Here is a 14,838-nt window from a genome sequence, read left to right as displayed (position 1 = left end):
GCGCGTGATGTCCACTTGCGGGGCGTTTGCCGGTGGTTGGGACTTGTGACTGTGATGTAAAACCCAGACAAATGACAACTGCCGCCTCGGGGGGCGGCAGTTGTCGCGACTTACCAAGTCGACAAATGTACTTGCCTCGTCTACTTCTCTTGCTGCTTGCGCCAGCGAATGCCGGCCTCCAGGAAGCCGTCGATCTCACCGTTGAACACGGCCTCGGGGTTGCCGACTTCGTGCTCCGTCCGCAGGTCCTTGACCATCTGGTACGGGTGGAGCACATACGAACGCATCTGGTTGCCCCAGGAGTTGCCGCCGTCGCCCTTGAGGGCGTCCATCCTGGCCTGCTCCTCCTGCCGGCGCCGCTCGAGCAGCTTGGCCTGCAGCACGTTCATGGCGGTGGCCTTGTTCTGGATCTGCGACCGCTCGTTCTGGCAGGAGACGACGATGCCGGTGGGGATGTGCGTGATGCGCACGGCGGAGTCGGTGGTGTTGACGCCCTGGCCGCCGGGGCCGGAGGACCGGTAGACGTCGATACGCAGGTCGGACTCGTCGATCTCGACGTGGTCGGACTGCTCGACGACGGGCAGGACCTCGACACCCGCGAAGGAGGTCTGGCGGCGGCCCTGGTTGTCGAAGGGCGAGATGCGCACGAGGCGGTGCGTGCCCTGCTCGACCGAGAGCGTTCCGTAGGCGTACGGCACCTGGACGGCGAAGGTGGTGGACTTGATGCCCGCCTCCTCCGCGTACGAGGTCTCGTACACCTCGGTCTTGTAGCCGCGCTGCTCGGCCCAGCGCAGATACATGCGCTGAAGCTTTTCGGCAAAGTCGGCGGCGTCGACGCCACCGGCTTCCGCCCGGATGTTGACGAGCGCCTCGCGGGAGTCGTACTCACCGCTGAGCAGCGTCCGGACCTCCATCTCGTCCAGCGCCTTGCGGACGGCGGCGAGCTCGGACTCCGCCTCGGCCCGGGTGTCCGGGTCGTCCTCCTCCTCGGCCATCTCGAAGAGCACGGCGAGATCGTCGATCCGCCCCCGCAGCGCCTCGGCCTTCCTGACCTCGGCCTGCAGATGGCTCAGCTTGCTGGTGATCTTCTGCGCCTCGTCCGGGTTGTCCCACAGGGACGGCGCGGCCGCCTGCTCCTCGAGCACGGCGATGTCTGCCCTCAGCTTGTCGAGGTCCAGAACGGCCTCGATCGACTCCATGGTCGAGGAGAGGGACTTGAGCTCTTCGGATACATCGAGGACTGCCACGCCTCCAGCGTAACGGCTCCGCCGCCCGACCCCGCCCGAGAGTGGCCCGGCACCCTCCCTGCCCGCCCCCCGGGGGCTGCCGCCCCCGGCCCCCGCATCGACCTGTACGACCTCACGGCCGGAAGCCGGACGGGCGGGGGCGGGAACTGGCGACGGGGACTGCCGCCGGGGGTGCGGTGACGTGCGGGGATGGGGGCAAGATTGCGCTGGGGTGCCTCGATGGGGTCTGGGGCGGAGCCCCGCGGGGCCGGGGGAGCGAAACCCCGCCGGGGTCTGGGGCAGGGGCTGCGCTGGGGTACAGGGGGGGCGGGGCCCCGGTGGGGTCCGGAGCAGGGCCCCGCAGGGGGCGTGGGGGCAGGGCCCCATACGGGGCGCAAGGGCGAAGCCCCGCCGGGATCTGGGGCGGAGCCCCTGGTGGGGACCTGACAGCCGACCGAGGCGGGCCGGGTGGGTGGGCGAACGGGGCGTGGCCCCGGGGTGGGGTTCCGGCCCGGTGAGGTGGGGTGGGGTGGCTCAGGGGGTCGACGACGTGTGGGTGTCCTGTGGGGGCGTCTCCGTGTCGTCGTTCGATGTCGCCAGCCATGCCCCCACGCCGACCGCCGCCGCCAGCACCACCCCCGCCACCCCCAGGGTGATCCTGCGGCGTCGGGCGACGGCGCGATGGCGGGCGGAGCCGGGGCGGGGGGCTCCGGAGGCCCGCGGGGCCCGGGCCGTCCCCCGCGCGCCCCCGGCCAGCTCGTCGGGGCCCGGCACCCTCATCGACGTATGCGTGTCCCGGTTGGAGTCCGGCCGGGCGCCGGGGACGAGGGACACCGCTCCCCGCCGTCGTACCGGCTCGCCCGCCGACGCGGGAACCGGCTCCGCGGACTCCGTCTCCTCGGCCGCCTCCGCGTCCGGCTCGTCCACGTCCAGCGGCGGCATCCCGGCCAGCAGGGGCAGCTGCTCCCGCAGCCGCGACGCCAGCTCGGACGCCCGCAGCCGCGACGCCGGCCCCTTCGCGAGGCACTGCACGATCAGCTGCCACAGCTCGTCCGGAATCCCCGGCAGCGGTACGACCGTCTCGGTCACGTGCCGCCGCAGCACCGCCCCGGGGTGCCCGCCGCCGAACGGCGTGAAGCCGGCCAGCAGCTCGTAGAGCACGGTCGCCAGGGCGTAGATGTCCACCGCCGCGCGCGGGGGCAGCCCCTCCACGATCTCCGGGGCCAGATAGTCGGGCGTGCCGATGATCTTCGTGGCACGGGTCCGCTTCGGGGAGTCGATCAGCTTGGCGACGCCGAAGTCCGTCAGCAGGGCGGGGTGCGCGCCGCCGGGGCCCAGCGGCCCCTGCATGTCCAGCAGCACGTTCTCCGGCTTCACGTCCCGGTGCACGATCCCCGCCGCGTGCGCAGCGGCCAGCCCGTCCGCGACGTCCGCCACGATCGCCACCGCCGCCTCGGGCGCCAGCCGCCGTTCCCGCTCCAGGCGGGTGCGCAGGTCCGTGCCCCGCACCAGGTCCATGACGAGCGCCAGGTCGTTGCCGTCCACGACCAGATCGCGCACCGACACGACGTTCGGGTGCTCCAGTCCGAGCAGCGCCGTGCGCTCCTGCACGAAGCGTCCGACGAGCTCCTGGTCGGACGCGAGATCCTCGCGCAGCAGCTTGATGGCGACGGGACCCTCCGGTCCCTCGCCCAGCCACACCGTGCCGGCGCTGCCCCGCCCCAGGATCTGGTTGGCGGTGTACCGGCTGCCGATCTTCCGTGCCAAGGCTGCTCCTACAGACGCGTGTTGTCGTTAAAAGTACGCGTCCGACGTGCCGACCTTCACCACGGAGACAGAAATCACCCGCCAGATGTCGACAAATCCACAGACTGGCGATCAGTTGCCGCTGGTGGCGTTGCCCAGATCCTTGACCCAGCCGCTCACCGTGCTCACCAGGTCACGCAGCTGGTGCCAGTAGCCCTTGCCCTGCCCGATCCAGGTGTGCAGCGGGGTCAGGTCCCAGATGAGCCAGCCCGCGACGACCAGGATGACGATCACGAACAGGCAGCCCTTGAGACAGCCGAGCCCGGGGATCTTCATCGGGTTGGCGCTGCGCTGCCGGGGCTCGCGCGCCGGGCGCCGGGGCTCCGCCGGTGCGGCGGGCGGCGCGTACCGCTGGGGCTGCTGCTGCGGGGCGTACTGCTGCGGCCGGCCGTAACCGGGCGGCGGGCCCTGCTGCTGCCGCGGCTGCGGACGCTGCTGGGGCTGCTGCCGCGGCTGAGGCTGCTGGCGCGGCTGCTGCTGGGGGCGGGCCACCTGCCGCTGGGGCCGGCGGCGCAGCGGGTCCTCGTTCGGGTCGAGGTACTGGATCTGCGTCTGCTCGTTGCGGTCGCGGGCCGCGCGCAGCTGGGTCTGCCAGGGGTGCGGCTGCTCGGGCTGCTGCCCGCCGCCCGGCTGGTGCTGCGGCACCGGCGGCATGACGGCGGTCGGGTCCGCCGCCCCGGTGTTCGGCAGTACGGCGGTGGGGTCGGCCGCGCCCGCCGGACCACCGGTGTGCGGCAGGACGCTGGTCGCCGCGTTCGGGTCGTACGCGCCCGGTGCCGAGCCCGTCGGCAGCACCTGGGTCGGGTCGGCGGCCCCGGGCGCACCGGGTACGGCGGCCGGTGCCGGGTCGGGGGCCAGCAGGGCGCCCACGCCCTCCGCGGCGGCGATCTGCGCCGAGTTCGCGTGCACCCCGATGCCCTCGGCGACGACACGCAGCCCGCGCGCGAGGTTCTCGGCGCTGGGCCGTTCGTCCGGGTTCTTGCGCAGGCAGCGCTCTATGACCGTCCACAGCGGGTCGGGCACGGTGGAGGGGCGGCGCGGCTCGGCGCTGAGGTGCTGGTGGAGCACCTCCAGGGCGCTCCCGCCGCCGAACGGCGGACGGCCCGTGACCAGCTCGTACAGCAGGATGCCGGCGCCGTAGATGTCGACCGCGGAGGTCTGCGGGCGGCCCTCGGCGGACTCCGGCGCGACGTACGCGGGCGTGCCGACGAACTCGTGGGTGCGGGTGAGGCCCGGGGAGTCGGCGAGGCGGGCGATGCCGAAGTCGGTCAGCAGCGGGTGCATCTGGCCGTCGCGCTGCTGGAGCAGCACGTTGGCGGGCTTCAGATCGCGGTGGACGACGCCGTCGGCGTGGCTGGCGGCGAGGGCGTCGGCGATCTGGGCGGTCATCAGGGCCGCGGCGACGGGTGTGAAGGGGCCGTTCTCGCGCAGATAGCGATGGAGGTCGGGGCCCTCGACGAGGTCCATGACCAGGGCCAGCAGTTCGCCCTCGACCACCAGGTCGCGGACCCGGACGATGTTGGGGTGGGTCAGCCGGAGCAGGACGGACCGTTCCCGCAGGAACCGCATCACGATGTCCGCGTCGCTCGCGAGCTCCTCCTTGAGGACCTTGATCGCGACGGTCTCACCGGGCTGTCCGGGCACGGCCGCCTCGGCGCCCGCGGTCTCACGCTGGCGGGCTCGCCAGACGGTCCCGGTGGCGCCGCGTCCGAGCGGCTCCTCCAGGAGGTACTTGCTGCCTACCGGCCGCACGTCATGCGCTCCCTGCTGATGGCTGGTGTTCCGGTCCACTCTAGTGCCGCCCCGTAGGGCACTACGTAAGCCTTCCCCCGCACGTTCGATGGAAAGACGCTCGCCTTGGCCGCCCGGTTGCCGGGCCCGCACGTGACCGATCTCAAGTGATCGTCGGCGAGGTACTGGTCAGGCACTTTTAGGGGCAGAGTTGACCAATCAAGATCACTTGATACCGGGTCGCGGGCGGATTGTCAGTGACAGGTGCGAGGATGCCTGCAGTACTGGCCGACGTGCTCGTGGGGTGGGGGGTAGTCCGCGCCCGTGCAGAAGGGACCGCTGACGGCGATGCAGATCCGGCTGACCGTCGTAGACCCGCTGGGCCCGGCCCCGGGGCGGGGCCGCGTCGCGAGCCGCGACGTGCTGGTCACGGCGCCCGCCGGCACGGACCTGGCGGCGGTGGCGTCGGCCCTGGCCTCGGCGGTCTCCGGAGACGGCAGCCTGGGCCGCGAGTCCGCGGCCGCCGCGGTCGTGCTGTACGCGGGGGCGGAGCGGCTGGACGCCCGGCGCCGCACCCTCGGCGAGCCCCCGCTGGTCGACGGCGCCGTGCTGTCCCTGGGCGCACCGGCCGAGCCCGAGGCGCATCCCGAACTGGACGACGCCCCGACCCAGTTGCACGTGGTGGCGGGACCGGACGCGGGCGGGGTCCATCTGCTGCACGGCGGGCAGGTCACCATCGGCCGCTCCGCCGACGCCGACGTCCCGCTCGACGACCCGGACGTCTCCCGGCTGCACTGTGCGGTGACCGTGGCCGCCGACGGCCGTGTCTCGGTCGCCGACCTCGACTCCACGAACGGCACGGCCCTGGACGGCACCCGGGTGGACACCCGCCCGGTGCGCTTCCCTCCGGGAGCCCTGCTCCGGATCGGCGAATCGGCTCTGCGGCTGACTCCGTCCGGGGGGCCGGGGGCGCGGGTGGAGACCGTGCCCGACGGGGAGGGGTGCGTCCGGGTGACCCCGGGCGAACCGGGGACCGCTCCCGACGGTCCGGCACCCCACGCGCGCGAGGACGGCACCAAAACCGGCGACGCTCCCGGCGCACGCACGCATCACGCGTACGGCCCGGCCGGCTGGGACTCCCCGGGCGGCGGTCCGGGCGCCCAGGAACACCTCCCCGTGGAGCCGCCGGTCGTACCGGAACAGGGCGGCGCGCCCAGGATCGAGAGCAGGGGCGGGGACACCCACGCCGGCCGCTTCGGAGCCGGCGCCACGGGCGCCGCCTTCTCCGGTACGACGGGACACGACACGGCACCGGACGGCCCCCACTCCGACGCACGCGCGCGTGAGGACGGGCTTCCCGCCGGGCGCAAGGGCACTCCCCTGCGTGGCACCGAGGTGCCCCAGGGCCTGCGCAGGCGCGGCGGCATAGGCGCGTGGGCGCGGCGGCTGACCGGTGGCCGCGGGGAGCAGCCGGACACCGGGCGGGAGGCGTACGGCGCGGAGGGTGCCGGTGACGCCACCGCCCCGGCGGCCGACGTCCCCCAGCAGCCCGACACCTGGCCGGACCCGGCCGCGCTGCTGCTGACGGCGCTGGGCCCCGGGCCGCGGCTGTGGGAGCGCGGGCCGGGACACCCCGAGACCCTCACGGTCCGGCTGGGCACGGCCGACCGGGCGACCCCGGACGGCGCGGACCTGCTGCCCGGCGTGCCGGTGACCGCCGATCTGCGCGAGGCGGGCGCGCTGGGCCTGGCCGGACCGCGCGCGCGGCTGTCCGGGCTGGCTCGCGCGGTGCTGGCGCAGCTCGCCGCGCTGCACTCCCCCGACTCGCTGGAGATCGTCCTGATCAGCGCGGACCGCACGCGCACCCTGGAGGAGCGCACCGCCGAGTGGTCCTGGCTCGGCTGGCTCCCGCATGTGCGCCCGGGCCACGGCCAGGACTGCCGTCTGCTCCTCGCCCACGACCGCGAACAGGCCGCGGCCCGCACCGGGGAACTCCTGCACCGCCTGGAGGAGCAGATGGCCGACGGGACGGCGGCGCGGCCCGCGGCCCATGACGTCCCCCGGTCCGCGGCCCTCGACGGTGAGCGGCGTCCGGCCCGGCGGCCCTCCTGGGCGCGGGACGACTTCGGCGCGGACGGGACGGACGGCTTCGCCGGGCCGTACACCGTGGTCGTCGTGGACGGCGACCCGGGCGGGGCCGGTGTGCGAGAGGCGGTGGCACGGCTGGCGCTGGAGGGTCCCCGGGCCGGGATACATGTCGTGTGTCTGGCCGAGACGGACCCCGCCTCGCCCGCCTCGCCGGTGACGGAGACGTACGAGGCGGCGTGCGCGGTGGCGCCGACGTTCCGTGAGTGCGGTGCCGTGGCGCTGCTCGGCGGCGACGTGGCCACGGCGCTGCATCTGATGCGGGTGGCGCGTACGGACTCCCACAGCGGCTCGGCCGTTCCCGTGGGCCCCGGCACGGTCGCCTCGGTCGACGCGGTCTCCCCGGCCTGGGCCGAGCGGTTCGCGCGGGCGCTGGCGCCGTTGCGCACGGACGGTGCCGTCGGCGAGCGGCACGCGCGCGTGGCCGCGCCGTTGCCGCTGTCGGCACGGCTGCTCGACGAGCTGGGGCTGGCCCGGGCCACCCCGGCGTCGCTGATGGCGCGCTGGGCGGACGCGGCCGACGACACGGAGTCGCCGGCCGGTCGGGCCGTGGCCGTGCTCGGCGCGGGTCCGCGCGGCCCGCTCGGCGCGGACCTGGTGGCCGACGGGCCGCATCTGCTGATCGAGGGGCCGTCCGGCAGCGGCCGTACGGAGCTGCTGCGCGCGGTCGTCGCCTCGCTCGCCGCCGCCGAGCGCCCCGATCGGCTGGGCGTCGTCCTGATCGACGGCCGGGACGGCGTCGGCACGGCCGGCGGCCACGGCGAGGGCCTGCGCGTCTGCACGGACATCCCGCACGTCACGACCCACCTCACCGCGAACGACCCGGTGCGTATGCGGGAGTTCGCCCAGTCCCTGAGCGCCGAGCTGAAGCGGCGGGCCGAACTGCTCGGCCGGGACGGCTTCGCCGAGTGGCACGCGCACCGCGCGCTGTCGGGCCGTATGGTCACGCAGCGCACGGCGAGCGGACGCCCCGCACCGTCCGGGGCCGGGGACCTCGACACCCCGCCCAGCTCCACGCTGCGACTGCGGCCCGCGGCGACGTCCCGTCAGCAGACCGAGGTGGCACCGCCGTTGCCCCGCCTCGTGGTGGTCGTGGACGACCTGGACGCGCTGGTCTCCCCGGCGCTGGGTTCGCCGGGGCGGCCCGCGGCGGGGTCCGTGATGCGGGCGCTGGAGGCGGTGGCCAAGGAGGGCGAGCGGCTCGGCGTCCACCTGGTGGCCGCGTCCGGGCCCGGCGGCCGTACGGCGGAGACGGAACCGGCCCGCCGGGCCATCCTGCGCGTCGCCCTGGACGCGCCGGCCTCCGGACCCGACGAACCGGCGCCGGGGCGCGGGCGGTTGACCTCGGCGGACGGACGCGTGACCGTGTTCCAGGGGGGCCGGGTGACGGGCCGTATCCCGCGCACCGCGACGCAGCGCCCCACGGTCGTCCCCCTGGACTGGCACCGCATGGGCGACCCGCCGGCCCGCCGGCCCGTGCGCGAGCTCGGCAACGGCCCTACCGACCTGGCGCTGCTGGCCAGCGCGGTGGAGCGGGCGGCGCGGGAGGTCGCGGCGGTGGAGATACCTTCGCTCCTGTAACGGGAGGCACCCCAGCCCGTACAACGGGAGACACCCCAGCCCGCCGATCACGACGCGGTCACGATCCCCCACTTGACAGTGTTGGCGCTCTTGCCGCGTTCAAGCAGCCGGGCGTAGACCGGACCGCACGGCACAGCGCTCGGACGTTCAACGGAGAACGAAGAACGGGGCAGTGATGCGTAGCAAGAGCAACACCATCCGGACAAACAGGGCCGTCACCACACTCGCCACCCTCCTCGCGGGAGCGCTCGCGCTCACCGCCTGCTCCAGCAGCGACGACAAGAAGGGCGGCACCGACAGCAGCAGCACCACCGCGACCGGCTCCGGCCTCGACCTTCCCAAGCTGGACGGTGTGAACCTGGAGGTCGCCGCCGTCTGGACCGGCCAGGAACAGAAGAACTTCAAGCAGGTCCTCGGGGAGTTCGAGAAGCGCACCGGCGCGAAGGTCACCTTCGTGCCCGCCCAGGACCCGATCATCAACTTCCTCGGTTCGAAGATCGCCGGCGGTCAGCCGCCGGACGTCGCGTTGCTCCCGCAGCCCGGCGCCATCAAGCAGGCCGTGGACAAGAAGTGGGCCAAGCCGCTGGGCGCGCAGGCGCAGGCGGAGCTCGCCAAGAACTACTCGCAGGGCTGGCAGGACATCGGCAAGGTCGACGGCAAGCAGTACGGCGTCTACTACAAGGCCGCCAACAAGTCGCTGATCTGGTACAACGCCAAGGCGTTCGAGAACGCGGGCGCCAAGGAGCCGAAGACCTGGCAGGAGCTGCTGACGGCGGCCCAGGCGGTGTACGACTCCGGTGTCACCCCGTTCTCCGTCGGCGGCGCCGACGGCTGGACCCTCACGGACTGGTTCGAGAACGTCTATCTGTCCCAGGCTGGTCCGGAGAAGTACGACCAGCTCGCCCAGCACAAGATCAAGTGGACGGATCCGTCGGTGAAGCAGGCGCTCACCACGCTCGCCCAGATCTGGGGCAAGAAGGACTATGTGGCGGGCGGCGCGGACGGCGCGCTGCAGACGGAGTTCCCGGCATCGGTCACCCAGACCTTCACGGGCGGCGACCAGCCGAAGGCGGCCATGGTCTACGAGGGCGACTTCGCGCAGGTCAACATCGTTGAGACCAAGGCGAAGGTGGGCACGGACGCCAAGGTGTTCCCGTTCCCGGCGGTGGGCTCCACCGCGCCCGTGGTCTCCGGCGGCGACGCGGCCGTCATCCTGAAGGACTCCAAGGGCGCCCAGGCGCTGGCCACCTTCCTGGCCTCGCCGGACGCGGCGACGACCCAGGCGAAGCTGGGCGGCTATCTCTCCCCGAACAAGAACGTGCCGGCTTCGGCGTATCCGAACGCGGTGCAGCAGACGATCGCCAAGGCGCTCATCGCCTCGGGCGACGACTTCCGCTTCGACATGTCCGACCAGGCCCCGCAGGCCTTCGGCGGCACGCCCGGCAAGGGCGAGTGGAAGGACCTCCAGGACTTCCTGAAGAACCCGAAGGACGTCGCGGGCACCCAGGCGAAGCTGGAGAAGGACGCGGCGGCGGCGTACGGCAGCGGAAGCTGATCCGGCGATGTCGTCGGCCGCGGCGGCAGGGGTCCCACCGGCCCCTGCCGCGCCGAAGCGTCGCAAGAGCGTGACCGGCACCCGCAGGACCGTGGCGGCACTCTTCCTGCTGCCCGCCCTGGTGCTGCTCGGCGCGCTCGTGGTCTACCCGATCGGGTACTCGCTCGTCCGCAGCTTCTACAACTCCTCGGGCGACGGCTTCACCGGAGTCGACAACTACAAGGCCCTGTTCACGGATGACGGCATCCGCACGGCCCTGAAGAACAACATCATCTGGGTGGTGTTCGCGCCCACGGTCTCCACGGCCCTCGGTCTGATCTTCGCGGTGCTGACCGAACGGGTGCGCTGGGGAACGGCGTTCAAGCTGGTCGTCTTCATGCCGATGGCGATCTCGATGCTGGCCGCCGGGATCATCTTCCGGCTGGTGTACGACCAGGATCCGGACAAGGGTGTCGCCAACGCCGTGTGGGTCGGGGTCCACGACACCTTCGCCCAGTCGTCGGCGTTCCCGAAGGCGCACCCGGGACGCCAGTCGCCGCTCGAGCCCGACGCGGGCGGATTCCTCACCTCGGCGACCGTGCACACGGGCGAGACGGTCGCGCTGCCCCTGGTGGGCGTGGCCCCGGACCAGATGCCCGGCAGCGCGAAGAAGGCCGTGGCGGCGAAGCCCGAGCCGGGGAAGATCACCGGCACCACCTGGCAGGACTTCACGCGCGGCAAGGGCGTCGGAAGGCTCGGCGTCCCCGACCCGTCCGAACTGGGCTACGCGGGGATGAAGATCGAGGCGGTGAAGGACGGCAAGGTGGTGGCCTCGGCCAAGGCGGCCGCCGACGGCACCTTCACGCTCCCGGCCGCCGCGGACGGCGCCCAACTGCGGCTTCCGGCGAGCAACTTCAAGGCGCCGTACAACGGCGTCGACTGGCTCGGCCCGTCGCTGGTCACCCCGGCCATCATCGGGTCGTACGTCTGGATGTGGGCGGGCTTCGCGATGGTGCTGATCGCGGCCGGACTCGCGGGCGTGCCACGGGAGTTGCTGGAGGCCGCGCGCGTCGACGGGGCGAACGAGTGGCAGGTGTTCCGGAAGGTCACGGTGCCGCTGCTCGCCCCGGTCCTCGCGGTCGTCACCGTCACACTGATGATCAACGTGCTGAAGGTCTTCGACCTGGTCTTCATCATCGCGCCGGGCTCCTCCCAGGACGACGCCAACGTGCTCGCCCTGGAGCTGTACCGGAAGGGCTTCGCGGAGGACCAGCCGGGCATCGCGAGCGCGATCGCGGTGTTCCTGCTGCTGCTCGTGATCCCTGTGATGTGGTTCAACATTCGGCGGCTGAGGCGGGAGGGCAGGCGATGACGACGCATGCCGGAAGCATCGGCAAGACGGCTCGCGTCGAGAGCGTGAAGGCGAGGCAGTCGCTGGGCTCTCGGATCGCCGGGCGGCTCAGCGGGGGGCTGGTGCGTGCCTTCCTGCTGGTCGTCGGCCTGTTCTGGCTCGTGCCGACGATCGGTCTGCTCATCTCCTCGCTGCGCTCGCCCGAGGACATGAGCGCGAGCGGCTGGTGGAAGGTGTTCACCAAGCCCTCCCAGCTGACCTTCGACAGCTATCAGAAGCTGCTGGAGAACGGCGACATCACCGACTCCCTGTGGAACACGGTCCTGATCACGGTTCCGGCGACGGTCCTGGTCGTGGTCATCGGCTCCCTCGCGGGCTATGCGTTCGCGTGGATGGAGTTCCCGGGCCGCGACTGGTGGTTCCTGGGCGTGGTCAGTCTGCTGGTGGTGCCCGTGCAGGTGGCGCTGATCCCGATCGCCGAACTTTTCGGAAAGATCGGCCTGTTCGGGACGATCTTCGGGGTGATCCTGTTCCATGTGGGCTTCGGTCTGCCGTTCGCGGTGTTCCTGCTGCGGAACTTCTTCGCGGAGATCCCCCGGGAGCTGCTGGAGGCCGCCCGGCTCGACGGCGCGGGTGAACTGCGCCTGTTCGCACGAGTGGTGATGCCGCTGGGCGGGCCCGCGATCGCGAGTCTGGGCATCTTCCAGTTCCTGTGGGTGTGGAACGACATGCTGGTCGCCCTGGTGTTCACCAAGTCGGGCACACAGCCGATCACGGTGGCGCTGCAGACGCAGGTACGTCAGTTCGGGAACAACATCGACGTACTGGCACCCGGGGCGTTCATCTCCATGGTGATCCCGCTGGCCGTGTTCTTCGCGTTCCAGCGACAGTTCGTGTCGGGCGTGATGGCAGGGGCGGTCAAGTAGCCGTCAAATCGCAGCAAAAAGGGCATATTCGAAGGGCGGGTCGGCTATCGGCCCGCCCTTCGCGGTTCATCGGACATCCCCCACATGCCGTACGAACCGTAACCAAATCACTCCAGCGGCCGTTCCCGGGCACAACGCCCGCGCCGACCGACCCATGGATGTGTTGTGCCCAGGTTCAGTGTCATCGTCCCCGTGTACAAGGTCCAGGCCTATCTGCACGAGTGCCTGGACTCGGTGCTCTCGCAGTCCTGTGCCGATCTCGAACTGATCGCCGTCGACGACTGCTCACCGGACGCCTGCGGGGCGATCATCAACGAGTACGCGGCCCGCGACGCGCGCGTACGAGCCGTGCACCTGGCGGAGAACCAGGGCCTCGGCGGCGCCCGCAACGTGGGCATGAAGCACGCCCAGGGCGACTACCTGATCTTCCTCGACAGCGACGACACCCTCACTCCGCACGCCCTGCGCTCCATCGCCGACCGGATCAAGGAGACCGGCGAACCGGACGTCCTGGTCTACGACTACGCGCGCACCCGATGGACCGGCGAGGCCACCCGCAACAAGTTCGCGCTGGAGCTGGCCGAACAGGGCCCGGCCCCCTTCCGCCTCGACGACCGCCCGGGGCTGCTGCGGGTCCTGATGGTGGCCTGGAACAAGGCCTGCCGAAGGGAGTTCGTCGAGGCGAACGGCTTCCGCTTCCCACCGGGCTACTACGAGGACACCCCCTGGACCTACCCGGTCCTGATGGCGGCGGAGTCCATCGCGACCCTCGACCGGGTGTGCGTGCACTACCGGCAGCGCCGGCAGGGCAACATCCTGTCCACCACCAGCCGCAAGCACTTCGACATCTTCGAGCAGTACGACCGGGTGTTCGCGTTCCTCGACGAGCGGCCCGAACTCGCCCGCTGGCGGCCGGTGTTGTTCCGCCGCATGATCGACCACTTCTCGACGGTGTTCACCAAGCGCGACCGGCTGCCGCGCGGCACCCACGCCGAGTTCCTCGTCAAGGCCCGCGCCCACTACCGCCGTTACCGCGCCCCCGGCGCCCGTGTCCCCCTGCGCTCGCGCCTGCGCCACACCCTCGTCCGCTTCGGCCTGCACCGCACCTACCGCGCCCTGCAGTCGGCGATGTCCGCGCGCCGCCGCACCCTCAATCTCGCCGCCCGGCTCGCCCGCGTCCTGAAGGCCGCCACCCTCCAGCTGCACTACCGCATCCAGCTGCGCCTCCCGCTGCGCGCCGACCGTGCCGTCTTCGCCGCCTACTGGGGACGCGGCTACGGCTGCAACCCGGGCGCGCTGGAGGCCGCGTTCCGTACGCACGCCCCGCACATCCGCACGGCGTGGATCGCCCACCCCGAGCACCAGCACACGATCCCGCCGGGCCCGCGCCGGCTGCGCCCCGGCACGGCCGCCTACTGGACGGCGCTGGCCCGCTCCAAGTACCTGGTCAACAACGTCAACTTCGACCGCCGGCTGCGCAAGCGCCCCGGCCAGGTGTTCGTCCAGACCCAGCACGGCACCCCCCTCAAGCACATGGGCCTGGACCTCCAGGAGCGCCCGGCGGCCGCCCGTGACACGGACTTCGCGGAGCTCCTGCGGGGCGTCGACAAGTGGGACTACGTCGTGTCCGCCAACCGCCACACCACCCTGACCTGGGAGCGCGTCTACCCCGGCAGCTACACCACGCTGGAGTACGGCTATCCGCGCAACGACGTCTTCCAGCGGGCCACCTCGGCGGACGTGGCCCGGCTGCGCGAGCAGCTCGGCATCCCCGACGGCTCGGTCGCGATCCTCTACGCCCCCACCCACCGCGACCACCGCCGCACCCAGCGCCTCGCCCTTGACCTGGAGCACGTCCTGCGCTGTCTGGGCCCGCGTTTCGTGATCCTCACGCGCGCCCACTACTGGCACGACGGCCCGCTCGCCGAGGCCCACGACCGGATCATCGACGTCAGCGACCACCCGAGCGTCGAGTCGCTCTGCCTCGCCTCGGACGCGCTGGTCACCGACTACTCGTCGATCATGTTCGACTACGCCAACCTCGACCGGCCGATCATCGTGCACACCGCCGACTGGGATGTGTACGAGGCGGCCCGCGGCACCTACTTCGACCTGCGCGCCTTCCCGCCGGGCGCGATCGCGCGCAGCGAGGACGAGCTGATCGACATCTTCGCGTCCGGCCACTGGCGCGGCTCCAGCTCGGCCCGGCTGCGCTGGGCGTTCCGGGAGCGCTTCTGCCCGTACGACGACGGACGCGCCGCCAAGCGGGTCGTCCAGCACGTCGTGCTGGGCCGGACCGGGGGACAGCCGCCGTTCACCCCGCTCGACGAGCGCCGCCCGGCGCCGTCGGCGGCCTCGGCGCTCGCCCGCACCCCGCTCGCCACCCTTCCGCAACCTTCCGGCCCCCTCCCCGTCACCGAGGGCCACTGAACGCCGTTTCCCCTACCGGGAGTTCCCATGCCCCTCAGCACTTCGCGGCCCACCCCCACCCGGCCGTCCACCTGGCGGCCGACCGGGCGGCCCGGCCGCGTCCGTATC

Annotated in this window: 8 protein-coding genes; 5 read left to right on the top strand and 3 right to left on the bottom strand. The window is 72.4% G+C overall.

From position 1 onward, the window contains the following. Positions 1-140: 140 nt before the first annotated feature. The 3 genes from prfB to ACZ4EG_RS00215 form a co-directional block, all read right to left on the bottom strand. Positions 141-1,247 carry a peptide chain release factor 2 gene (gene prfB, locus ACZ4EG_RS00225; protein WP_453557128.1) on the bottom strand — a complete coding sequence of 369 codons (1,107 nt, stop codon included), beginning with the start codon at positions 1,245-1,247 and terminating at the stop codon, positions 141-143. 513 nt (positions 1,248-1,760) lie between these two features. Then, entirely contained in the window at positions 1,761-2,993 is a 1,233-nt protein-coding gene (locus ACZ4EG_RS00220; protein ID WP_467788980.1) for a serine/threonine-protein kinase, read from the bottom strand. A 111-nt stretch (positions 2,994-3,104) separates the two neighbouring features. After that, positions 3,105-4,784, bottom strand: a complete 1,680-nt coding sequence (locus ACZ4EG_RS00215) for a serine/threonine-protein kinase (protein ID WP_467788979.1) — start codon at positions 4,782-4,784, stop codon at positions 3,105-3,107. Between the two features lie 327 nt (positions 4,785-5,111). Between ACZ4EG_RS00215 and ACZ4EG_RS00210 the strand changes: the two genes are divergently transcribed. The 5 genes from ACZ4EG_RS00210 (at position 5,112) to ACZ4EG_RS00190 (ending at position 14,730) form a co-directional block, all read left to right on the top strand. Further along, positions 5,112-8,489, top strand: a complete 3,378-nt coding sequence (locus tag ACZ4EG_RS00210; protein ID WP_467789449.1) for an FHA domain-containing protein — start codon at positions 5,112-5,114, stop codon at positions 8,487-8,489. A gap of 175 nt (positions 8,490-8,664) precedes the next feature. Then, entirely contained in the window at positions 8,665-10,044 is a 1,380-nt protein-coding gene (locus ACZ4EG_RS00205) for an ABC transporter substrate-binding protein (protein WP_453557122.1), read from the top strand. Between the two features lie 7 nt (positions 10,045-10,051). After that, the gene (locus ACZ4EG_RS00200; protein ID WP_453557120.1) at positions 10,052-11,395 is read left to right on the top strand and encodes a carbohydrate ABC transporter permease; all 1,344 of its coding nucleotides are present in this window, start codon (positions 10,052-10,054) and stop codon (positions 11,393-11,395) included. Then, positions 11,392-12,300, top strand: a complete 909-nt coding sequence (locus ACZ4EG_RS00195) for a carbohydrate ABC transporter permease (RefSeq protein ID WP_467788978.1) — start codon at positions 11,392-11,394, stop codon at positions 12,298-12,300. Before ACZ4EG_RS00200 ends, ACZ4EG_RS00195 begins: the two co-directional genes overlap by 4 nt. Positions 12,301-12,465: 165 nt before the next feature. Next, positions 12,466-14,730 carry a bifunctional glycosyltransferase/CDP-glycerol:glycerophosphate glycerophosphotransferase gene (locus ACZ4EG_RS00190; protein WP_453557116.1) on the top strand — a complete coding sequence of 755 codons (2,265 nt, stop codon included), beginning with the start codon at positions 12,466-12,468 and terminating at the stop codon, positions 14,728-14,730. The last annotated feature ends 108 nt before the right edge of the window (positions 14,731-14,838 follow it).

The organism is Streptomyces sp. NPDC025638 (genome assembly GCF_055558775.1).
Note: the sequence above shows the minus strand (reverse complement) of the source record. Positions and strands in the feature narration are given on the sequence as shown.